The organism is Porcincola intestinalis (assembly GCF_009696445.1).
Classification (GTDB): domain Bacteria; phylum Bacillota; class Clostridia; order Lachnospirales; family Lachnospiraceae; genus Porcincola; species Porcincola intestinalis.
Map to the genome: position 1 here is coordinate 121,341 of NZ_VULZ01000006.1, position 21,898 is coordinate 143,238.

General features: G+C 55.6%; 20 protein-coding genes. 2 read left to right on the top strand and 18 right to left on the bottom strand.

All coding sequences use genetic code 11. The annotated features are described in order from the left end of the window. Positions 1-26: 26 nt before the first annotated feature. From scfB to FYJ35_RS07265, 14 genes are all read right to left on the bottom strand, one after another. On the bottom strand, positions 27-1,406 hold the full coding sequence (gene scfB, locus FYJ35_RS07200) for a thioether cross-link-forming SCIFF peptide maturase (protein ID WP_154525033.1): 1,380 nt from the start codon (positions 1,404-1,406) through the stop codon (positions 27-29). 116 nt (positions 1,407-1,522) lie between these two features. Next, positions 1,523-1,672 (bottom strand): six-cysteine ranthipeptide SCIFF, encoded by a 150-nt coding sequence (gene scfA, locus FYJ35_RS07205; RefSeq protein ID WP_154525036.1) that lies wholly within the window; start codon positions 1,670-1,672, stop codon positions 1,523-1,525. A 147-nt stretch (positions 1,673-1,819) separates the two neighbouring features. Next, complete coding sequence (locus FYJ35_RS07210; RefSeq protein ID WP_154525038.1) at positions 1,820-3,898, bottom strand: elongation factor G; 2,079 nt, start codon at positions 3,896-3,898, stop codon at positions 1,820-1,822. 196 nt (positions 3,899-4,094) lie between these two features. Continuing rightward, entirely contained in the window at positions 4,095-4,535 is a 441-nt protein-coding gene (gene fabZ / locus FYJ35_RS07215) for a 3-hydroxyacyl-ACP dehydratase FabZ (protein ID WP_154525040.1), read from the bottom strand. 88 nt (positions 4,536-4,623) lie between these two features. Continuing rightward, positions 4,624-5,865, bottom strand: coding sequence for a beta-ketoacyl-ACP synthase II (gene fabF / locus FYJ35_RS07220; RefSeq protein WP_154525042.1), 1,242 nt, complete (start codon positions 5,863-5,865; stop codon positions 4,624-4,626). Between the two features lie 99 nt (positions 5,866-5,964). Beyond that, positions 5,965-6,897 (bottom strand): 3-oxoacyl-[acyl-carrier-protein] reductase, encoded by a 933-nt coding sequence (gene fabG, locus FYJ35_RS07225; RefSeq protein WP_331469179.1) that lies wholly within the window; start codon positions 6,895-6,897, stop codon positions 5,965-5,967. Positions 6,898-6,982: 85 nt separating this feature from the next. Beyond that, on the bottom strand, positions 6,983-7,942 hold the full coding sequence (fabD, locus tag FYJ35_RS07230; RefSeq protein WP_154525044.1) for an ACP S-malonyltransferase: 960 nt from the start codon (positions 7,940-7,942) through the stop codon (positions 6,983-6,985). Beyond that, positions 7,939-8,898, bottom strand: a complete 960-nt coding sequence (locus tag FYJ35_RS07235; protein ID WP_154525046.1) for a nitronate monooxygenase — start codon at positions 8,896-8,898, stop codon at positions 7,939-7,941. Before FYJ35_RS07235 ends, fabD begins: the two co-directional genes overlap by 4 nt. Positions 8,899-9,006: 108 nt before the next feature. Next, entirely contained in the window at positions 9,007-10,029 is a 1,023-nt protein-coding gene (locus FYJ35_RS07240) for a beta-ketoacyl-ACP synthase III (protein ID WP_154525048.1), read from the bottom strand. Next, positions 10,026-11,720: an acetyl-CoA carboxylase carboxyltransferase subunit alpha gene (locus FYJ35_RS07245; protein ID WP_328597058.1), complete on the bottom strand. Its 1,695-nt coding sequence runs from the start codon at positions 11,718-11,720 to the stop codon at positions 10,026-10,028. Before FYJ35_RS07245 ends, FYJ35_RS07240 begins: the two co-directional genes overlap by 4 nt. A gap of 44 nt (positions 11,721-11,764) precedes the next feature. Continuing rightward, on the bottom strand, positions 11,765-13,156 hold the full coding sequence (accC, locus tag FYJ35_RS07250; protein ID WP_154525050.1) for an acetyl-CoA carboxylase biotin carboxylase subunit: 1,392 nt from the start codon (positions 13,154-13,156) through the stop codon (positions 11,765-11,767). Then, the gene (locus tag FYJ35_RS07255; protein ID WP_154525052.1) at positions 13,156-13,674 is read right to left on the bottom strand and encodes an acetyl-CoA carboxylase biotin carboxyl carrier protein; all 519 of its coding nucleotides are present in this window, start codon (positions 13,672-13,674) and stop codon (positions 13,156-13,158) included. The genes accC and FYJ35_RS07255 overlap by 1 nt, the downstream gene beginning before the upstream one ends. 13 nt (positions 13,675-13,687) lie before the next feature. Further along, positions 13,688-13,921: an acyl carrier protein gene (gene acpP / locus FYJ35_RS07260; RefSeq protein WP_154525054.1), complete on the bottom strand. Its 234-nt coding sequence runs from the start codon at positions 13,919-13,921 to the stop codon at positions 13,688-13,690. Positions 13,922-14,128: 207 nt separating this feature from the next. Then, positions 14,129-14,605 carry a MarR family winged helix-turn-helix transcriptional regulator gene (locus FYJ35_RS07265; RefSeq protein WP_154525056.1) on the bottom strand — a complete coding sequence of 159 codons (477 nt, stop codon included), beginning with the start codon at positions 14,603-14,605 and terminating at the stop codon, positions 14,129-14,131. A gap of 235 nt (positions 14,606-14,840) precedes the next feature. On the opposite strand from FYJ35_RS07265, the gene FYJ35_RS07270 reads away from it, so the two are divergent. After that, a complete protein-coding gene (locus FYJ35_RS07270; protein WP_154525058.1) occupies positions 14,841-15,935 on the top strand; it encodes a prephenate dehydrogenase in 1,095 nt (364 codons plus the stop codon). A gap of 103 nt (positions 15,936-16,038) precedes the next feature. Next, positions 16,039-17,361, top strand: a complete 1,323-nt coding sequence (gene aroA / locus FYJ35_RS07275) for a 3-phosphoshikimate 1-carboxyvinyltransferase (RefSeq protein ID WP_154525060.1) — start codon at positions 16,039-16,041, stop codon at positions 17,359-17,361. Positions 17,362-17,368: 7 nt separating this feature from the next. Here the strand turns inward: aroA and FYJ35_RS07280 are convergent, their stop codons facing one another. From FYJ35_RS07280 to FYJ35_RS07295, 4 genes are all read right to left on the bottom strand, one after another. After that, on the bottom strand, positions 17,369-18,430 hold the full coding sequence (locus FYJ35_RS07280; protein ID WP_205839756.1) for a metallophosphoesterase family protein: 1,062 nt from the start codon (positions 18,428-18,430) through the stop codon (positions 17,369-17,371). A gap of 17 nt (positions 18,431-18,447) precedes the next feature. After that, on the bottom strand, positions 18,448-19,263 hold the full coding sequence (locus FYJ35_RS07285; RefSeq protein ID WP_154525157.1) for an ABC transporter ATP-binding protein: 816 nt from the start codon (positions 19,261-19,263) through the stop codon (positions 18,448-18,450). Between the two features lie 106 nt (positions 19,264-19,369). Then, positions 19,370-20,299: an ABC transporter permease gene (locus tag FYJ35_RS07290; protein WP_154525064.1), complete on the bottom strand. Its 930-nt coding sequence runs from the start codon at positions 20,297-20,299 to the stop codon at positions 19,370-19,372. 200 nt (positions 20,300-20,499) lie between these two features. After that, on the bottom strand, positions 20,500-21,561 hold the full coding sequence (locus FYJ35_RS07295; protein WP_154525066.1) for an ABC transporter substrate-binding protein: 1,062 nt from the start codon (positions 21,559-21,561) through the stop codon (positions 20,500-20,502). Positions 21,562-21,898: the final 337 nt, after the last annotated feature.

The window sequence follows — 21,898 nt, forward strand, 5'->3', positions numbered from 1 at the left end:
TGGTATGACTCCTTTGCTTTTTATCTTTATGATTCCGGACTGCCCGCAAGGGCTGCCTTGATCATAATGGCACATTCAACCCGCTTTCTCTCCAGCTCGCAGCCGATCTCGTATACATCATCAATCCGGCCATGGAAATTCCATGAATTCGATGCGCAGCCGCCGCTGCAATAGTACCGCGCAAAGCAGGTGCGGCATTCCTTTCTGGAATAGACATTGCAGCACTTGAAGCTGTCAACGATGTCCGTCCGGACAATGCCGTCTTTTACGTTGCCGAGGAGAAACTGCTCATTCCCGACAAACTGGTGACACGGGTACAGGTCTCCCCAGGGCGTGACACCAAGGTATTCCGTTCCGGAGCCGCAGCCGGAGAGGCGCTTGTAGACGCACGGACCGCCCGTCAGGTCAATCATAAAGTGGAAGAAGGTAAACCCTCTTCCCTCCTTCTCACGGCGGATCATCTCCCGGGCCAGGAGGTCATACTGCTCCTTCAGAACCGGGATATCCTCCGGGCGGATGGCGTAATCCGCATCAGCCGGGGCGACAACAGGCTCCATCGAGAGCTGATCGAATCCGAGATCCGCAAAATGAATGACGTCCCTGGCAAAATCGAGATTGTAGTGTGTGTAGGTTCCACGGATGTAATACTGTTTTCCGAGTGCCTTTCTCTGTGCCGCAAACTTCTGGAACTTCGGGACGACCAGCTCATAGCTGCCCTTGCCGTTCCGGAACGGACGCATGTGATCATGAACAGCCTGCCTTCCGTCCAGACTCATGACAACATTGTCCATCTCGCGGTTGCAGAATTCCATGACCTCGTCGTTCAGAAGAACGCCGTTTGTCGTGATGGTAAAACGGAAGTGCTTGTCATGCTTTTTTTCAAGTGACCTTCCATATGCGACCAGCTTTTTGACAACCTCCCAGTTCATAAGAGGTTCGCCTCCGAAGAAGTCAACCTCCAGGTTGTGTCTGTTGCCGGAGTGAGCGACGAGAAAATCGAGCGCCTGACAGCCGACCTCATAGCTCATGAGCGCCCGTCTTCCGTGATATTCTCCTTCCTCTGCGAAACAATACCTGCACGCAAGATTGCAATCGTGCGCGATATTCAGACAGAGTGCCTTGACGACGGTCGGTCTGTTTTTGAAATCGATGACGGCGTTCTTGTAGACATCTTCTGTGAAGAGCTGACCGGCCGACTCAAGGCCGTGAATCTCCGAGAGTGCCTCCCGAATGTCCGAAGGGTCATATCTGTCCCCGAACATCCCGGTCAGCTCCTCGTCGGTCAGCGCTCTGTTTTTTTCAAGTTCAGCAATCAGCTGATAGCTGAGATCGTCCAGAATGTGAACGCTTCCGCTGTCTACATCCAGGGCAATGTTATATCCGTTGTTGCGATACTGATGAACCAAAAGCTTATACTCCTCTTCCCTGTTATCACAGAACAGGCTGCCGCAGGTCCTATCTGCGACAGCCTGTCATAATACATCTTGAATCAGCCTAGACTAGAATGGAAATGACGCTCCCGTCAGTTCTTCTTCATCTGCTCGCAGGTCTGGTTGCCGACCGTGCAGCTGGTCTTGCATGCAGACTGGCAGGATGTCTGGCACTCGCCGCATCCGCCCTTCTTGAGAGACTGCTGAAGAGATCTGGTGCTGAGGGTCTGAATATGCTTCATAATGATGCCTCCTTATACGAACGAATTCACTCTTCCCACTGCCACGCGATCCCGGTCGTGGAATCTACAAAACAGTGTCCAGTGCCCGAAACGCAAGCGGAAATCAACATTCGCATTATAACACACGGTAATTTTAAATTACAAGATTTACTTTGTAGCTTCCTCGGCCCTTGCCTCGATCTCCTTCTCCTGAACATCCGCAGGCGCCTGCTCATAGCGGGCGAACGTATACTCGAAGCTTCCTGCTCCGCCAGTGATGGAACGAAGCGTCGTGCAGTAGCCGTACAGCTCGCTCTGCGGGACATCCGCCTCCACGATCGTGTTCCCCTTGTGATCAGGGTTCATGCCAAGCACGCGGCCGCGTCTCTTGTTGAGATCGCCCATGATGTCGCCGGTATACTTGTCAGGTGCCGTGACCTTCAGGGAAGCAATCGGTTCAAGCAGGACCGGCCCTGCCTCCATGAAGCCCTTCTTGAAGGCCATGCTGGCTGCGGTCTTGAAGGCCTGCTCGGATGAATCGACCGGATGGTAGGAGCCATCGTACAGGACCGCCTTGACCCCGACAACCGGGTATCCGGCCATCGGTCCCTTCAGGACAGACTCTGCAATTCCCTTCTCGACTGCCGGGAAGTAATTCTTCGGAACGGATCCGCCGACCACAATCTGCTCAAAGACATAAGGCTTCTCCAGATCCCCCGACGGTTCAAACTTCATCTTGACGTGACCATACTGGCCATGTCCGCCGGACTGCTTCTTGTACTTGCTGTCGACATCAGATGTCTTCCGGATCGTCTCGCGGTACGCAACCGCCGGCTTCTCAAGCGCGATTTTTACCTTGTACTTGTTCAGAAGCTTGCTGGCCGCAACCTCAAGCTGCTGGTCACCGATCCCGTAGAGAAGCGTCTGATGGTTCTCCGCATCGTTGACGACACGAAGCGTCTGGTCTTCCTGCGCGAGCTTCGAGAGCCCCTGCGCTGCCTTGTCCTCCTCGCCCTTTGTCACTGCCACATATTTCTTATAGGTGTAAGGAGTTGAGATTTCGAACTTACCATACTGGACCGGGTTCGCCTTGGTGGAAATGCTGTCACGTGTGTCAACATCCAGCTTGGAGAGTGCACCGATGTCCCCGGCCATCAGCTCGGATACCTCGGTCGGCTTGCTGCCCTCAAACACATAGAGCTTGCCGGCGCGGAATTCATTCTGATTCTCCGTATCGAACAGCATATCGTCCGGACGAAGCGATCCTGAGGCCACCTTGATCATCGAATACTTGCCGATGAACGGATCGACGATTGTCTTCCAGACAAACGCACTCTTCGCCTTCGAGAAGTCATAGTCCGCCTGGAAGATCTCATTCGATTTCAGGCTGACTCCGGCGATCTGGCGTTCCTTCGGGCTTGGGAAATAGCTGATGATATCATCAAGAAGAATCATGATGCCCTGGAGGTTGACGCTGGCGCCCATTGTGACAGGCACCATGTCACAGGTGGAGACATTCGCCTTGAGGGCGGACACGATCTCCGCCTCTGTGAACTCTTCTCCGTTGAAATAGCGGTCCATGAAGGCTTCGCTCGTCTCGGCGACGGACTCCAGCATCGTGTCACGGTAATTAGCGAGGTAATCCTTCAGATAATCGGGGATCTCGCACTCCACCTTGTTCTGCTTGTCCACGTAGCGGCGTGCGCGCTGCTTGACGACGTTGACATAGCCGACAAACTTCTCATTCTCACGAATCGGAAGGTACATCGGGGCAATCTTCTTGCCGTAAAGGTCGGTCAGCGTCTCGACGATCTTTCTGTACGAGGCGTTGTCAAAGTCCATGTTTGAAACGTAGAACATCCGCGGAAGATGGTACTTTTCACAGAGTTCCCATGCCTTCTGTGTACCGACCTCGACACCATTCTTGCCGTTGACAACGATGATCGCCGCGTCGGCCGCAGCGACAGCCTCCTCCACCTCGCCGATGAAATCGAAATACCCGGGGGTATCAAGAACATTGATCTTGCAGTCATTCCAGATGATCGGAGCCATCGAGGTATTGATTGAGAACTTACGGTTCTGCTCTTCTTTATCAAAATCGCTCAGGGTGGTGCCGTCCGCGACAGAGCCGAGCCTGGAAGTAATACCGGTCAGGTATGCCATCGCTTCCAGAAGGCTTGTCTTCCCTGCTCCACCGTGACCTAACAGAACAACGTTGCGTATTTTGTCAGTGGTGTAAACATTCATAAGTTTTTCCTCCGTGCTCGTATTGTGGGATGTAACCCATATGAACACATTGTACTAAAGCACATGGATATTTGCAAGCATTTCTATCCAATATTTACAGTATTGAACAAGAAATGAACAGGCAAAACGCATTCTCTCTTCGGCAACATGCCTGCCTGAAGCAGATACCGGACGGGCGGATGATGATACTGAACAGTCAGACCGCGGGGGCGTCTCCCACGACAAAGGAAAGCTCCGCCTCCGCTGCCCGCTCGCCGTTTACCGTTGCGACGGCGGTCCCGAAGCCGGCAGGGCCTCTCATCTTTGTCAGCTCACAGTGTATCTCGAGGACATCTCCTGGTACAACCTGCCGGCGGAACCTGGCGTTCTTTATGCCGCCGAAGAAGACAAGCCTTCCGGCATTCTCCGGCATGGTGAGGAGGGCGAGCGCCCCGGTCTGCGCCATCGCCTCTATTATCAAGACACCCGGCATCACCGGATAAGCCGGAAAATGTCCCATGAACTGCATCTCGTTGACGCTGACGCAGCGGATGGCGTCCGCACTTTTCCCCGGCTGACAGTCCGCTACCTTGTCAATCATAAGAAACGGATAACGATGTGGAAGAATCTGCTGAATCTGTCTGATGTCAAGCTGCATCGGAAGGCCTCCTTGCTGCTGGTAAATACGTCTGCTTCATAATCTGCCATAAGTCTGCCCGTGATGTGACTGCTGCGGCGGGACAGATTCAGACCTTGTCCTCCCTTCGGAACGCCAGGCAGACGTTATGTCCTCCAAAACCAAATGATTCCGACAGCGCATTGCGGATCGGGCAGGAATATCCTGTTTCCGGAACATAGTCCAGGTCGCATTCCGGATCCGGCACTCTCAGGCCGATGGTCGGCGGGACAAAGCCTTCCTCCATCGCAAGCAACGTGATGACAGCCTCAACCGCTGCTGCTGCGCCAAGCATATGTCCGGTCATGGACTTGGTCGAGCTGACCTTCAGATGGTCTGCCGCATCGCCGAAGACCGCCCGGATCGCCTTCGTCTCACAGGAATCGTTCAGGTGCGTGGAGGTCCCGTGAGCGTTGATGTAGTCGACATCCTCCGGCGAAAGCCCTGCTTCCTCCATCGCCAGACGGATGCAGGCTGCAGCTTCCTTTGCGTCAGGATCCGGGGAAGTGATGTGGTAGGCGTCGCAGGTTGCGCCATAGCCCGTGATTTCGCCGTAGATATGTGCGCCTCTCCTTCTGGCATACTCATATTCCTCAAGGACAAGCACGGCTCCGCCCTCTCCCATCACAAAGCCATTGCGCTCCTTGTCAAACGGGATGGAAGCCCGGGCCGGATCCTGCGAAAGAGAGAGGGCCTGAAGGGAGGTGAACCCGCCGATGCTCAGCGGTGTGACGGCAGCCTCCGAGCCTCCGGTCAGGCAGATATCCACACGGCCTTCCTTCACCTTGAGATACGCTTCGCCGATGGCATTTGCGGAGCTTGCGCATGCACTTACGGTTGTCTCGCAGATTCCTCTGAGCCCGAAGCGCAGCGCAACATGGCCGGCGGACATATTGCTGATGGCTCTCGGGATAAAAAAGGGATTGACCCTGTCAAAGCCATGCTTCTCACCGCGGACCTGCTGCTGTTCGATTGTCTCGATCCCGCCAATTCCGGTGCCAAGGATCACGCCGCATCTCTGCTTGTCTTCCTCCTCAAATGAAAGACCGCTGTCGCTGACGGCCTGGATGGCTGCACACAGTGCATACTGCGTGTAAAGGTCCATCTTTCTGGCCTCGGACGGGTCAATGTAAGCATCGATCTTCAGGTCTTTCACCTCGCCGGCGAGCTTCACCTTCTGATGAGAGGTGTCGTACCGTGTGATCGGGGCGATGCCGCACCGTCCATTCCGGACACTGTTCATGACATCCTCCGTTGAATTTCCGATCGGACACACAATTCCGAGCCCTGTGACAGCCACCCTTCTGCTCATCCTGATTCTCCTTCCTGAACTGACCTGACTGATCTGTTTCCAAATGCCTCCGCGCTTGTGAATGTCCGAATGAAGATACGGTCAGATGCGATCCTTCCTTCATGCACCCATACCGCCGTCCACACCGAGCACCTGTCCTGTGATGTAGCCTGCCTGCGGAAGGGCCAGAAAATGGACGGCGGCGGCGACATCCTCTGGCCTTCCGGCATGTCCGGCCGGAATCTGGGCTTTCATGACAGACTGTGCCATACCGGACATCGCCTCCGTCATCTGTGTATCGATCATGCCCGGGGCGACGGCATTGACGGTGATGCTCCGGGAGGCCAGCTCCTTTGCAAGCGATTTCGTCATGCCGATGATACCGGCCTTGCTCGTAGCGTAGTTGGTCTGCCCGGCATTGCCGTGAAGGCCGACGATGCTCGAGATGCTGATGATTCGGCCGTACCGGGCTCTCAGCATATACTTCGCGGCTGCCTGAGAACAGGAAAATGCCCCGTACAGATTGGCCTTCAGCACACGGTCAAAGTCCTCCATCTTCATTGTGAGGGCAAGGGTGTCCTTCGTGATCCCGGCGTTGTTGACCAGAATATCCAGCCGTCCATGAATCTTGAAGGCTTCATCAATCAGTCTTTTTGAGGAAGCCGGGTCTGAAACATCCGCCTCCACGATTCTTGCATCCGGGCCAAGTCTGCGGCAGGCGTCCGCCGTCTCCTCCGCCTCCTGCCGGTTGTGTCTGTACCCGATGACGACATGGGCGCCTGCCCTGGCAAGCTCAAGGCAGATGGCTCTTCCGATCCCCCGGCCGCCGCCTGTGACGACAGCTGTCTGGCCTCTCAGACTGCCGAAGCTGTCCGGCTGGCCTTCCTGTCTGCCGGTTGCAGAGGTCAGACCGTCCGACCTGTCGAAGCTGCCCTGCTGACGCTCCTGCCCGCCAGCGGACCCGGGCTGGCCTTCCTGTCTGCCGGCTGCAGACGTCAGACCGTTCAGACGGCTGGCTTCGACAGGCATTTCATCCGGATGAATATTCGCCATGGTTCTGGTTGTCCTCTCAATGACATCGCTGTTTTCCTGTTCGTGCACGGATTTGCCATGCAGACGGAATGACGACGGTTTTCCCTCAGGAACGCTGAAAGGTTTTCAGCACACCATCCAGGTCTGCGGCACGATCGATCGTCATGGTTGCAATCCCGCTGACGGTCTTTCTGACAAAACCGGACAGGACCCTGCCGGGACCGATTTCGATGATGATGTCGACTCCTTCCGAAGCCAGATAAAGAATGGACTGGGCCATCCGGACACCGTTTGTCACCTGCCGTGTCATCATCTCCTTCAGCTGGCTGTTCTGCTGCAGGGGTTTTCCTGTAACATTCATGACAACCGGGATGCGCATCGGGTGAAGGCTGACCGTCCAGAGATATTCAGACAGGGCCTCGGCGGCCGGCTTCATGAAGTGGGTGTGGAACGCACCGGAGACTCTCAGCTCCATGCATCGTCCCAGCCCTTCGCTGCGTACCAGTTCCTCCGCACGTGTGACAGCCGCCGCATCCCCAGAAATCACGTTCTGGACAGGCGTATTGTAATTTGATATTTCAACCGTTCCGATTTTCTCATCGCCCACACGCTCACAGAGCTTCTGCACTGTGTCAGAATCCGGACCGATGACGGCACACATTTTCGTCTGCTGATCGGCCCCGGCCAGCTCCATCGCCCGGCCCCGGAAGGAGGTCAGACGGATCAGCGTATCCAGATCCAGGATGCCGGAGGCATAGAGCGCACTGTACTCGCCGAGCGAGAGCCCTGCCAGATAAGAAGGGGTGATGCCTGCCTCAGCCAGCACGGCACATACGCCGGCGGCGTAGGCCGCAAGCGCAGGCTGTGTGTTCTGCGTCCGTGACAATTCTTCAAGAGGCACTCTGAACATCAGATCCCTGAGATCTCTTCTGTCAGGGTATTCTGCATGGTAAACATCAGCTGCCCGGTCAAGGGTTCTCCGGAATGCCGGATATGTCTCATACAGATCAGCGCCCATGCCCTCGCGCTGGCTGCCCTGGCCGGCAAACAGAAAGGCCAGCTTCATGATTCGAACCCTCCCAGGCAGCGGAGCGTTTCCTGCTGCTTTCTTATGACGACCGACGCCTCCTCTGCCAGAGACCGGAAGATCTCTTCGAGCGGCCGGATTTCCTTCAGCTGTCCGCAGTCCTGGCCCGCCATCAGGGAACCTTCATCGACATTGCCGTCAAAGACAGCCTTCCGAAGCGATCCGAGGGTGTACTTCTCCAGCTCCATCCGATCGGCCCCCTGTTTTTCCAGCCGGATATAGTCTCTTGCCATCCGGTTTTTCAGAATCCTGGTCGGTGAACCGCTGATCCGTCCGGTCACGCACGTCCCATTGTCCTTTGCCTTCAGAAGAGCGTCTTTATAATTTTCATGAATCGGACATTCCTCACTTACAAGCAGACAGGTTCCCATCTGAACGCCGACTGCGCCGAGGGCACAGGCGGCAGCAAGCTGCCTGCCGTCCGCAATTCCGCCGGCGGCGATAACCGGGACATCTACTCCGTCTACCATCTGCGGGACAAGTGTCAGGGTTGTCATCTCCCCGACATGTCCGCCGCTCTCTGTCCCTTCGGCGATGATCATATCGGCACCTGCCCGGACAAGCTGCTGTGCCAGAAGGACGCTTGCGCAGACCGGAATCACCAGAATACCTGCCTCCTTCCACATCTTCACATATTTCTGCGGACTTCCCGCGCCGGTCGTCACCACCTTGACGCCGCTTCCGGCAACAAGCTTCGCCATTCTTGGGGTGTCCGGGTTCATGAGCATGAGGTTGACGCCGAAAGGCTTGTCCGTCAGAGACTTGCAGATCCGGATATGCTCCTCAAGTTTCTCCGCGTTCATACCGCCGGAGCCGATGATCCCGAGCGCGCCGGCATTGGATACGGCGGCTGCAAAGGCGCCGGTCGCGACATTCGCCATTCCGCCCTGTATAAATGGATATTTGATTCCGAGTATTTCATTCAGATACTGCATGCAGACCTCCTTCTATCCGGCATGCGAAACAGCTCCTGCAGGCAGCTAAGCGGACAGCGTCAAAGCCCCTGCTGCCATGGGGCTGCCGAACACTGCAGCAGAAGCTGCTTACACCTTCAGATACATGCTGCCCCAGGTCAGGCCTCCGCCAAAACCGACAAGAAACAGTGAGTCTCCGGTCTTCAGCCTGCCCTGCTGTTTCATATGAGCCAGAGCGATCGGAACACTTGCCGCTCCGGTGTTCCCGAACCGGTCAAGATCCATGAACAGCTGCTCATCTCTGAGATGGCGGGCCCTTTTCACATAGTCCAGGATCCGGCTGTTTGCCTGATGGCAGAGAATATGTGTGATTTCATCCGGCTTGATGCCGGACTTCTGATTCAGCTGTTCCATTTCCCCTAAGATTTTTGAGACGGCAAACCGAAAGACCGCCTTGCCATCCATTCTGAGCTTTCCGTTCTCGCAGAAAAGTGCCTCGTCGTTTCCCTCTGCCCCCAGGTGAAAATGACAGGGATAGCGGTTCTCTTCATCCAGCTTCATCACAGCAGCCCCTGCCCCGTCTCCAAACAGGACGCAGGTGCTGCGATCCTGAAAGTCCAGGATATCTGACATCGCATCAGCTCCGATGACAAGAGCGTACATTCTGCCAGAGGCCGCACCTGCCTGCAGGAGACTGAAGGCGACGGACATGGCATAGATGAAGCCTGTGCAGGCCGCGTTCAGATCGAGCGCCGCAGTTCCGGAGGGAATGCCGAGGCGTTTCTGCACGAGGCAGGCGGTCGATGGCATCGCCTCTGACGGCGTCGAGGTTGCGCAGATGATCAGGCCAATGTCACTGGGAGAGACGCCCGCATTCTTCAGCGCTTCCTCTCCCGCCGATGCAGCCAGGGTCGCCGTGCAATCCGGGCCGTACGCGCTCTCCGGCACCGGACCGGATTGCGCCTCAGCGTCTTCTGTTCCCTTCCCGCAGCGGACCTGTTCCTGCGGCTGACGGCAGAAATACCGGGCCTTGATTCCTGTGCGGGGCCTGATCCAGGCATCTGATGTGTCAAGCCAGCCTGAAAAATCATCATTTGAAAATCGGATTCCCGGAACCGCCATTCCTGTTCCAATCAATCTGAATCCTCTCATATATCTGACTCCTGTTTCTGCAGGGACGAAAAGGACTTCTTTTGTCTGATCACAGCGTCATCTGAAGCCCTGCAGGCCGGACGAAGGGGGCCTTCAAATAAGCGGTACTTCTGGTACCTGCGCTCTGTCAGTTCATCGACATCTGCTTTTTCCATGTCAGACAGAAAGCTTCCAATCGCCTCTTTCATCCGGCTGTAGCAAGAAGCCGGATCCTTCTGGATGCCGCCCTCCGGCTCCTCGATGATGCCGTCGATCAGGCCTCGTTCAAGTAGCTCCGGCGCCGTTATCTGCATGATCTCGCTGGCCTCAGCCGCCCGTTTGGAATCCTTCCAGAGGATGCTTGCAAAGCCTTCAGGGGAGAGGACGGAATAGACCGCATTCTCCAGCATCAGGATGCGGTCTCCTGCCCCGATCCCGAGTGCTCCGCCGCTGCTTCCCTCCCCCGTGACGATCGAGAGAATCGGCACACGCAGCTCCGCCATCGCGGCCAGATTCTCGGCAATCGCACTGCTGATGCCGTTCTCCTCGGCTTCCTTCCCGGGATAAGCACCGGGCGTATCGATGAAGGTGATGACAGGCCGGCCGAATTTCTCCGCCTCACGCATCATGCGAAGCGCCTTCCGGTATCCGCCCGGACCTGGCATCCCGAAATTGTATCGGAGGCTGTCCCTGAGATTCTTCCCTTTCCGGTGGCCGATCACGGTGACCGGCTGTGAGCCAAAGAAGGCAAGCCCGCACAGAATGGCCGGATCCTCCGTTCCGCAGCGGTCACCGCAAAGCTCCGTGAAATCAGTGAAAAGAGCAGCTATATAGTCGGTGATCTTCGGACGGTCCTCCGAGCGGACAAGCCGGACACGCTCATAGGCAGACAACCGTCTGCGATGGCTCGCTCCACATCCCGTAGTTTTCACCACCTTCGGCTGACCGGATGCCTGTTCTTTTTCTTCTTTGGCATGGAACCGGAGAAGCTGAAGGACTTCATCCCGCATCTTCTCCGGTTCTGCGATGCGGTCGACAAATCCATGGTTCAGCTGGAACTGCGCCTTCTGGAAACCCTTCGGAAGCTTCTGGTGAATGGTCTGCGCGATGACTCTGGGACCGGCAAAGCCAATCAGTGCATCCGGCTCCGCGAGAATCACATCCCCGAGACTTGCAAAGCTGGCACTCACTCCGCCCATCGTCGGATCTGTCAGAATCGATATGAACAGGCCTCCATGCTTCTGGAAACGCCGGATGGAGGCCGCGGTCTTCTCCATTTGAAAAAGCGCATACATGCCCTCCTGCATGCGGGCGCCGCCGCTTGCGGATATGATGATCAGCGGGCATTTGTCCTGATCGGCCATTTTCGCTGCCCGCGCTATCTTCTCTCCGACAACGCTCCCCATGCTTCCCATCAGAAAGGATGCCGAAAGCTCGCAGCAGACCACGTGGAAGGAGCCGATCGTGCCCTTTACGCACATCAGAGCGTCCCTGGCACCCGTCCGCTGCTGGTTGTCTGTCAGCTTCTCCCGGTATCCGGGAAAGTGAAGCGGATCCTGTGTCTCAAGATCCTGCCAGAGTTCTGTGAAAGATTCCGGATCCATGAGTCGTCTGAGTTTCAACCCCACGTGCGCATATTTTCGGCCGCGGGCACGCTGCTCTCTGTAGGCGAGCAGGATGGCCCTCTTTCCTTCAAACGGATTTTCTCCCACAAGCCGTGCCTCCTTTCAGATAGTGGACGGGACTGTCCTGCGATTCAGCCTGTCAGTCCCGCTTTCTTCCGGCATGCCTTCTCCCACTTCAGAATTTTCTCTGTGTTCTCCTCGATGAACGAGGTATCAAACTGACCTAGCAGATAGTCCCGCTGGAACATCATCAGGTACAGATAGTTGATATTTGTGCGCACGCCTTCGATCGTCAGTTCCTCGAGCGCCGCCCGCATCTTGTGGATGGCCTCCTGGCGGCCGGGAGCGTGTACAATCAGCTTCGCGATCATCGAATCATAGAACGGGCTGACACGTGAGCCGCTATAGACGGCGCTCTCAATCCGCACGCCGCCTCCGCCCGGAAAGTGTGCAAACGAAATGGTCCCCGGGGACGGCGCAAATGCCTGCTGCGGGTCCTCCGCATTGATCCGGACCTCGATTGTATGTCCCGCCGGATGTATGTCCGTCTGACGGACCGAAAGCTTCATTCCGGCTGCAATGCGGATCTGCTCCCGCACAAGGTCAATCCCCGTCTCCATCTCCGTCACGCAGTGCTCAACCTGGATGCGGGTGTTCATTTCAATGAAGTAGAAGTTTCCCTGCTGATCAACGACAAACTCGACTGTTCCGGCGCTGACGTATCCGGATGCCTTTGCTGCTGTGATGGCAGCTTTGGCCATCTTTGCCCGCAGCCTTGGCGTCAGACAGCCCGCCGGGGCCTCCTCGATCATCTTCTGGCGGCGGCGCTGCATGGAGCAGTCCCGTTCACCAAGCTGAACGATGCCGCCATACCGGTCTGCAAGAATCTGAAACTCGATATGGTGCGGGCGAACGATTTCCTTCTCAAGATACACAGAACTGTCGCCGAAGGCAGCCTGCGCCTCTGCGCGGGCATCCTGATATGCCGCCATGACCTCGTCCCGGCAGGAAGCACGCCGCATTCCCCGGCCGCCGCCTCCGGCCGATGCCTTGACCAGCACCGGATAGCCAAGGCTATCTGCCACCCGGACGGCTTCATCCGCCGTATCGACCAGACCGTCAGATCCGGGAACGGTCGGAATACCGTTTTTCTTCATCAGCTCCCGGGCTTTTTCCTTGTCCCCCATCAGACGGATGGTTTCAGGATCCGGACCTATGAAGGCCATTCCGTTTTCCCGGACAAGCGCCGCGAAATCAGCATTCTCGGACAGAAATCCGTACCCCGGATGAACAGCGTCACAGGAAGCAGCCTTCGCGGCCTCCACAAGGGCGGCCTGGTTGAGGTAGCTTGCCGATGCAGCGGCCGGTCCGATGCAGACCGACTCCGTTGCCATCTGAACCGGAAGAGAATCGGCATCCTCCGCGGAATACGCAAGGACGCTTTCGATTCCCATTTCCTTCATGCAGCGGATCAGCCTCATGGCGATTTCGCCTCTGTTTGCAATCAGAATTCTCCGGAACATCACATGTCCTCATCTGGCTGAATCAACATCAGAACCTTTCCATACTCGCAGAAATCAGCGTCCCCGACTTCGACAGATACAATTGTCCCACTAACAGGTGCTTTGATTTCGCTCATCATCTTCATGGCTTCCATCAGTCCGACGGTCTCGCCCTTCTGCACTTTTTTACCAGGCTCGGCATAGACCAGTCCCCCATCCGGATTTTTTGTATGAAAGACGCCTGTGAGCGGAGCCTTCAGCTCGGCAGCTGTCATCCCACCCGCAGGCACATCCGACCGGCCGTCTTTTTCAATGCAGCCGCTGTCACGGAGGTGATTCTTCGTTTTTGCGGCACAGGCCGCCTCAGCTTCGCCTGCGGGGTTCGAGGAATCTCCCGACGCCGCCTCCTGACCGATTGCGGAGGCGCCCGCTTTCTTCAGCCGGAGCCGCTGCCCATTGTTCTTCAGGTCCAGCTCGGAAAGATCTGAACGCTCAAACAGGACAATGATTCGTTCGATATCTGTCAGTTCCAGTTCCATCACGGTTTTCTTCTCAGCCCTTCTGTGCCTTTTTGTCGATATATGTGACAATATCGCCGACCGTCTCCAGGTTTGCCATGTCTTCGTTCGGGATCTCGACACCGAACTTCTCCTCAAGCGCCATGACAAGCTCCACACCGTCCAGGGAGTCCATGATCAGATCGCCCTTCAGCTTCGTATCCGTCGTCACATCCCCGCTGTATTTCAGCGTCTCATCAATGACTTCCTTCACTCCATCCAGCGTCATAACGGTACCCTCCATAGAAATGTCTGTAGCAATAACTCTTTAACTAAATAAATTTATCTAAATACGTTGCTAATCATAATTCACCCAATCCTGTCTGTCAATCCGCGTATTTTAAAAAGTACATGAAAAAAGCTCCGGTGCCATGCACCAGAGCTTATGAGGGACCAGCCTGCAGCAGGGATCCTGAATCATGTATCTGTAATACGCTCACTCATCCGATAGGGAGGCCGGCAGATGTCCGTCCGGAAGCGGCGTCTCTTCCATCTGCTCGGCGTAGATCACCTCCAGGCTTCTGTCAAAGCCGTGGATCTCCTCAGGGGTCATCTTTTCCTGTACATGGCCGATGACGTTGTTCATATAGGAAGCGCTGATATTGTAGTAGTCCATGTAGCGCTGCGTCACCTCCAGCCGGTATTCCCGCTTGTCATCCGGACATTGGACCTTCTTCAGGTACCCTTTTTTGACCAGATTCGCAATTTTATAGGCTGTGTTCGGGGTCGAGAGTCCGATGAACGAGCCGAATTCGCTGATGGTCGGGCGACCAAGCGCATAGATGACTTCCATACAGAATGTCTCCACGGTCGTGAGGGATGTCTCCCGCCCCTGGATCTTGTGGAAGATTTCTCTGTAAAAGTGAAGTTTGAAGTTGTTGTAGACAAGCTCAAATTTTTCCTGAGTATTCATACGTCGTCTCCCTGTCTGTTTTCCATAGCACGCATGACGCGAAAGATCGATATGCCCCATCTTAGCTGATCCTGATGCAGCCGGCTGCCGGATGCGGATCTTGGCAGATTCGATCTTTATCTGCCTATTATACGCCAGAACTGACTCTTTCAGAAAGTCCAACTTGATTGATTCCTCCGCCTGTTTATGGCATACTGAGCGGGATACAGAATCATCTGACAGGAGTGGTAATGCGATGAAGTACGGTTTTATCGGCCTGGGCCTGATTGGCGGGTCGCTTGCAAGAAATCTGAAGAAACTGGATCCGGCATGCACAATCTGCGCCTACACAAGGACACAGAAAACCTCCATGGAGGCGCGGGAGGCAGGGGTGCTTGATGAGATCTGCACATCGCCGTCCGACGAGCTGTTTCGCGGCTGCGACTATATTTTTCTGTGTGCGCCGGTCATCACAAACATCCGCATGCTGTCGGAGATCCGGACCGTTCTTGGAAAGAAGACCATTCTCACAGATGTCGGCTCTGTCAAGACGGGCATTCATCAGGAAGTCGAGCGGCTGGGGCTGGACAATCAGTTTATCGGCGGTCATCCGATGACCGGCTCCGAGAAAACCGGCTTTGAGAGCGGCAACGATCATCTGTTTGAAAATGCATACTACATCCTGACGCCGGGAAAGCGTGTTCCCGAAGAATGGACAGAACGCTATTATCAGCTTGTTCAGTCGCTGAAGGCACTTCCGCTTGTGCTGGACTATCGGGAGCATGACTACATCACGGCAGCGGTCAGCCATCTTCCGCATGTCATCGCCTCCTCACTTGTCAACACCGTCCATACGCTCGACGGGCGGGAGGAGCATATGAAGATGATCGCTGCAGGCGGATTCCGGGACATCACACGAATCGCCTCCTCCTCCCCCGAGATGTGGGAGCAGATCTGTGTCGACAATTCCGGCAATATCGCGAAGGTCCTTGACGAGTTCATCCGGGAAATGGAGGAGGCAAGGGATCATATGGTGACCGGTGACGGCGCCTACATCAATCAGATGTTTGCGTCCTCCCGGGACTACAGAGATTCTTTCAGCTTCTCTTCCTCCGGACCGGTCAAGAAGATCTACCGGATCTACTGCGACCTGATCGATGAAAGCGGAGCCATCGCAACCATCGCGACCATTCTTGCCGTTCATTCCATCTCGATCAAGAACATCGGAATCGTGCATAACCGTGAGTTTGAGAAGGGCGCGCTTTCCATTGAGTTCTATGAGGAAGACGCCTGCCACCAGGCCGCAGAGCTGCTCAGGCACCACCGCTACACTGTATGGGTGAACGAGTAAGCATTCTGAGGCCGGCTTTCACCGCCGCAGGCAGGATGATAGGGCCGAATCGGGAGCTGAACTGTCCGATGGGATGGCCGGGCTCAGACAAGGAGGATGGAATATGAGCATCAGAGAAATCGAGAGGGCTTGCGCCCTTCACGGAGAAATAGAGGTTCCGGGAGACAAGTCCATTTCCCACCGCTCCATCATGCTTGGAGCGCTTGCAGAAGGAGACACGCGCGCCTCTCATTTCCTGATGAGCGCGGACTGCCTGTCGACTATCTCATGCTTCCGACAGCTCGGAATCGATATAGAGGAGGATCGCGGGGCGGACACCGTTGTTGTGCACGGGAAAGGGCTGCATGGGCTTCAGGCACCGTCAGAGACACTGGATACGGGGAATTCCGGCACGACAACGCGCATTCTCTCCGGGACTCTGGCCGGACAGACCTTTCAAAGCCAGATTAACGGGGACAGCTCCATCCAGACCAGACCGATGAAACGCATCATCAACCCGCTGACGGAGATGGGCGCACAGGTCACATCCCTGCGGGGCAACGACTGTACGCCGCTTGCGATCAGCGGAGGACATCTGCATGGAATCGACTACCTGTCTCCTGTCGCGAGCGCACAGGTCAAGTCCTGCATCCTTCTGGCCGGCCTGTATGCAGAGGGAAGGACATCGGTCACAGAGCCTTCTCTTTCCCGCAATCACACAGAGCTGATGCTCAGAGGATTCGGGGCAGAGGTAAGTTCACGGGCAGCAGCCAGAAGCCGCACAGCCGGCATGACACCCTGGCGCGCAGAGGTCTGCCCGGAGCCGCACCTCAGAGGGCAGGATATCATCATCCCGGGCGACATCTCTTCCGCCGCGTATTTTATTGCGGCGGGGCTGATCGTGCCCGGCTCGGAGATTCTGGTGAAGAATGTCGGCATCAATCCGACCAGGGCGGGCATCCTTGAGGTTGCGCGCGGCATGGGCGGGCAGATTGAGGTGATACGCGAATATGACCGGGGCGGCGAGAAGGCTGCCGATCTGCTCGTGAAAAGCGCTTCGCTGCACGGCACAACGATCGAAGGCGCACTGATTCCGACACTGATCGACGAAATTCCTGTGATTGCGGTGATGGCAGCCTGTGCAGACGGAACCACCGTCATCCGGGATGCCGCGGAGCTGAAGGTCAAGGAATCAGACCGCATTGCGGCTATGACGGAGAACCTGAAGGCAATGGGAGCTGATATAACGCCGGAAGAAGACGGAATGATCATCCGCGGCACAGGGTCCCTTCATGGCGCGAGGGTCAGGTCCTTTATGGATCACCGCGTGGCCATGAGCATGGCGGTTGCCGCGCTTGCTGCCGAAGGAACAACCGCAATCGAAGATGCGGACTGCGTCCTCATCTCCTACCCTTCATTCTATGAGGATCTCGAAAAACTGATCTGAACCGGCTTTACTGTGAATTTCCAGGAACCAGGACCAGCTCATCGATCTGGTTCTGGAAGGCAGGATCCGCCGTGATGATGGTGCTGGTTTCTGTAAGCGGACCGCTGTATGGAAAGTGCAGATGGCCGGAGGCTTCCAGGGCAACCGGACTGCCTGCGTCCAGGATCAGATCCAGTGCCTGCTTTGTCGTGTCGTCCGGGCGATAATAGCAGCCGCTGTCTCCCCACAGAAGCGCTCTGCCATTTTTCTGCAGAGATTCCTGCTCCAGCTTGTCTGTGACTGTTCCCCTCAGCGGGACGTGGCAGAGAAGAAGAACCGGACTTTTTTCATCCTTCGCTTCCTGAAGGTACTTTTCCAGGTCGCGGAGGCCTTTCTTTGTCATCTGTGCCGTGTTGTTGTCCCAGCCGATGATGGTCAGTTTCCCGATTCTCTGACGCATAACCTTTTTGCGCGGAGCCGTATTCGCCTGAAGCACGATCGCATCCTTCTGCGTCTCATACGACTTGCTGTACCATGCAGCGTAGTCATGGTCGCCCCGAACATACATCCATGGCGTTCTCAGGGAATCAAAGCCTGCCCTCAGGCTGTCTGTGCTTGCCTTCGTGGCAAAGTCAACCATATCCCCCGCAAACAGAATCATGTCTGCCTTCATGCCGTCCAGCTGTGAGGGAAGTGTCTGCCAGAGCTGGAATGATGACTCTCCCGACGGAGTCCGGAACATCTCATTCAGCCGGCTGCCTGCGACATCCGCGCATTCCGGATCAACCTGCGGGTCGCCCGGAACGATGATGTGAAGGTCCGAGACCAGCAGCAGCCGGTATGTGCGGTCCAGACCGGCGACCGAAAATGTCTTCTTTGTGACGGAAACCGGATGGCCTACGTCCGGTTCAGTCTGTGACTCAGTGATCTGCACAAAATCTTCGGCGGCTTTTGTGATGGATGAAGCCAGCCGGTCTCCTGCTGACGTGGCAGCAGGGAAGATCAAAAAAACAGCATAGAAAAACAGGACAGCAGGAAAAAGATGCGCTGCAGTCCTGTTCTTTGCCCTCCGGATCTTATTCTGATTCACGGCATTTCTCCATTCTTTCAGCCTTCTACCTTTCCGGACAGCAGAATCCGGTCATTGTCCAGCTCCTTCCCTGCCTGGATGCTGAACTGTTCCAGCAGGTCATCGACTGTCATGTGGGAGCGCTCCTCTCCTTCCTTGTCAAGGATGATGGTGCCATTGTACATCATGAGCGTCCGGTTTCCGACATCCAGTGCCTGATGCATATTATGAGTCACCATCAGACAGGTGAGGTGGTTTTCCGCCACAACACGCTTCGTCAGATCCAGCACCTTCTCGGCCGTCGCCGGATCCAGGGCAGCCGTATGCTCATCGAGCAGCAGAATCTTCGGGGTGACCATCGTCGCCATAACCAGCGTCAGAGCCTGCCGCTGGCCGCCGGACAGAAGACCGACCGGATTGTCCATCCGGTCCTCCAGCCCCATATGAAGCTGTGAGAGCTTGCTGCGGAAGAACGCCTTGTCCTTTTTGGTGATGCTGGAGAACAGGCTCTTTCTGTGGTAGGAAGCCTTCAGGTACGCCAGAGACATGTTTTCCTCGATTGTCATGTGAGGCGCTGTTCCCATCAGCGGATCCTGAAACAGGTGGCCGATGTCCCGGGAACGCAGGTGTTCCTTCTTGAAGGTGATGTCCTCTCCGTCCAGGTAGATCCGTCCGCTGTCTGTGAAGAACGCTCCGGTGATGGCGTTGAACAGCGTGGACTTTCCTGCCCCGTTGCTGCCGACAATCGTTGCGAAATCGCCTCTCTTCAGATTCAGGCTCACATTTCTGAGAGCCGTCTTCTCATTGACTGTCCCGGGATTGAAAGTTTTTGTAACATGGTCGATCTGAAGCATATATTCCATGATGAATCATCCTATCTTTACGCTACACTGCAATCTGGTGTCTGCGTGAAGCGTGTCTGTATGTAGCGTGTCTGCGTGTAATGTCCTCTGGCGGCGGTCATTTTCCGGCCAGATTCCCCCTGCTCATCCGTCTCCTGTAGAAGGCTGCCTTATCCTTGATGTACGGGATGACGATGGCTGCCGTCACAATCAGAGCGGAGGCAAGCTTTAGAAATTCGGCCGGCATGTTGAATTTCATCGCAATGGCAACAATCAGACGATACAGGCAGCTCCCCAGAATGACACCGATTGTCCGTTTGAATATGGAACCTCTCCGGACGAGTGTCTCACCGATCATCAGGGAAGCCAGGGCAATAGTGACTTGTCCTGTCCCGAAGTTGATGTCGCAGGACTTCTGATACTGTGCAAGAAGAGCGCCGGACAAGGCAGTCAGGGCAGAGGAAATGCACAGACCGACCGTGATCGTGAACGCAGGGTTGACAGATGAGGCACGGACCATGTTTTCATTGTCACCGGTCGCCCGGATGGAAAGCCCGAGGGTTGTATTGAGAAACCAGTGCAGGATGAAGCAGATGACAAGGACGATGCACAGAAGGATGATCAGCGTGAAGAGCTTTCTGTACCATCCGGCAGAGCTGACACCCTTTGCGAGTGAAAAAATCGTGTCTGAGCCGAAGATATTCAGGTTTGAGGAGGATCCCATCGCCAGAAAGTTGATGGTATAAAGGCCGGTATTGACAATGATACCGGCAAGGATGGACTCCACTCCCAGTCTTGTCTGAAGAAAAGCCGTCACATATCCGGAGAGGATACCTGCCGCCATGGCTGCCGGGAGCGCCAGAAACGGATGTCCCGCGACGGTCATGCTGGCACCGACTGCACAGCCGAGCGTAAAGCAGCCGTCCGTTGAAAGATCGGCGATCTTCAGAAGGCCGAATGATATATAGAGCGCGAGGGCGACCAGACCGTAGAGAAGCCCGAGCTCCATGGAAGTCGTGAACTGAGTACCGGTGAAAAACTGCAGCATATAAAAACCTCTTCAGACAAAGAAAAGCGGGCTGTCATGTGAGTGGTCACAGAACAGCCCGCACAGGATCATGGATTGTTTGAGTTGTTGTGCCGGGGAAGCGTCCCCGACGCCTATTGTACTGAAAACAGACCGATCTGGCAAGTTAAGGATAAGGCGGCATCAGCCCGCAGCCGCCTCCTCCGTCCGGGCGGGATGCTTCAGCTCTCTGCCTCTGTCGCTGCCTCCGTCTGGTCGGAGAATTCCTTCGCAGTCTTTGTCTCGACAACCTTCTCACACATATCCTTGAACATGCTGTAGTCGATGCCGATCGCCTCTGCGGTCTCCGTGTTGACGGTCGCGATTCCGTTGTTCAGTGTCCGGACAGGAGTCGTTGCTGGGTCAGCGCCGCCGGCGAGAATGTCTGAAACCATGTTTGCCGTCTCCGTGCCAAGCTCCGCGTAGTTGACGCCGTATCCGCAGAACGCACCATTCAGGGCAAAGGAGTCAGCGCCGCAGTACTGCGGAATCTTCGCGTCGATGAAGTCTTCGTAGATCGAAAGCTCCGCGGTCATGACAGTGTTGTCGGTCGGGGTAAATGCCGCCTCAACGCCCTCTCCGATCAGCGCCTGGGCCGCCTGAATGATCTCGTCTGCTGTTGTGCCGGTCTTCTCGACATACTCCAGACCATTCTTGTCACAGTAAGCCTTTGCCTCCTCGATTGCTTTCTTCGAGGCATCTTCAGACTTGTTGTAGAGGAGGCCGACCTTCTTCAGATTCGGGTTTGCCGCCTGCATCAGCTTGAAGACAGCCTCTGTGTCCAGAGCGTCGGAGGTTCCTGTCACATTCGCTCCCGGAGCGTCATTGCTCTTGACAAGTCCGGCTGTCTCAGGGTCTGTGACAGCTGAGAAGACAACCGGAATCCCTGTGTCCTCAGTCGCCGACTGCATGATGACGGCTGCCGGTGTCGCGATCGGAACGATGCAGTCCACTTTCTCATCGACAAGCTTTGAAGCAAACTGGTTCAGTGTCGTGGAATCCGCCTGCCCGTCATACTCCGTGTAGTGGAATGTCACGCCGAGCTCGGCAGATTTTTTATCGAGCTGCTTTTCAATGCTCGCCTCAATCTGATTGAGGGATGCGTCGTCGACATACTTGACAATGCCGACTTCAAAGGTTTTTCCGGATGCGGCCTCTGTCTCCCCGGCAAAAGCCGCAGGGGCAGCGACACAGCTGCCTGCCATGAGAACCGCAGAGAGCGCGGCCAGTGTTCTCTTTTTCATGATAAACCCTCCTCCTGGACAATGAATCAACCAGTCCATTTCTCCTGAAATGAAACTTCAGTTATTATAATACAGCAGATCGGGCAGATCAAGAAATGATTTTGTGAATATCGGCTGATTGCTTTAATTATTACGGATATATCAAAAGTATCCAAAAAACAAACAGGATGTCGTTTTCTTCTGCCCGATGCGGCATTCCACTGTCATCTCGTGCTCCTCACTCGATGATGAATGGTCACCTTCACATATAGAAGCCCCCGCCCGGTTTTCTCAAGCCGGGTGGGGGTTCTGAACATTCACATTCTTCTGTTTATTACAATGTTTATTGCCGGTGCTG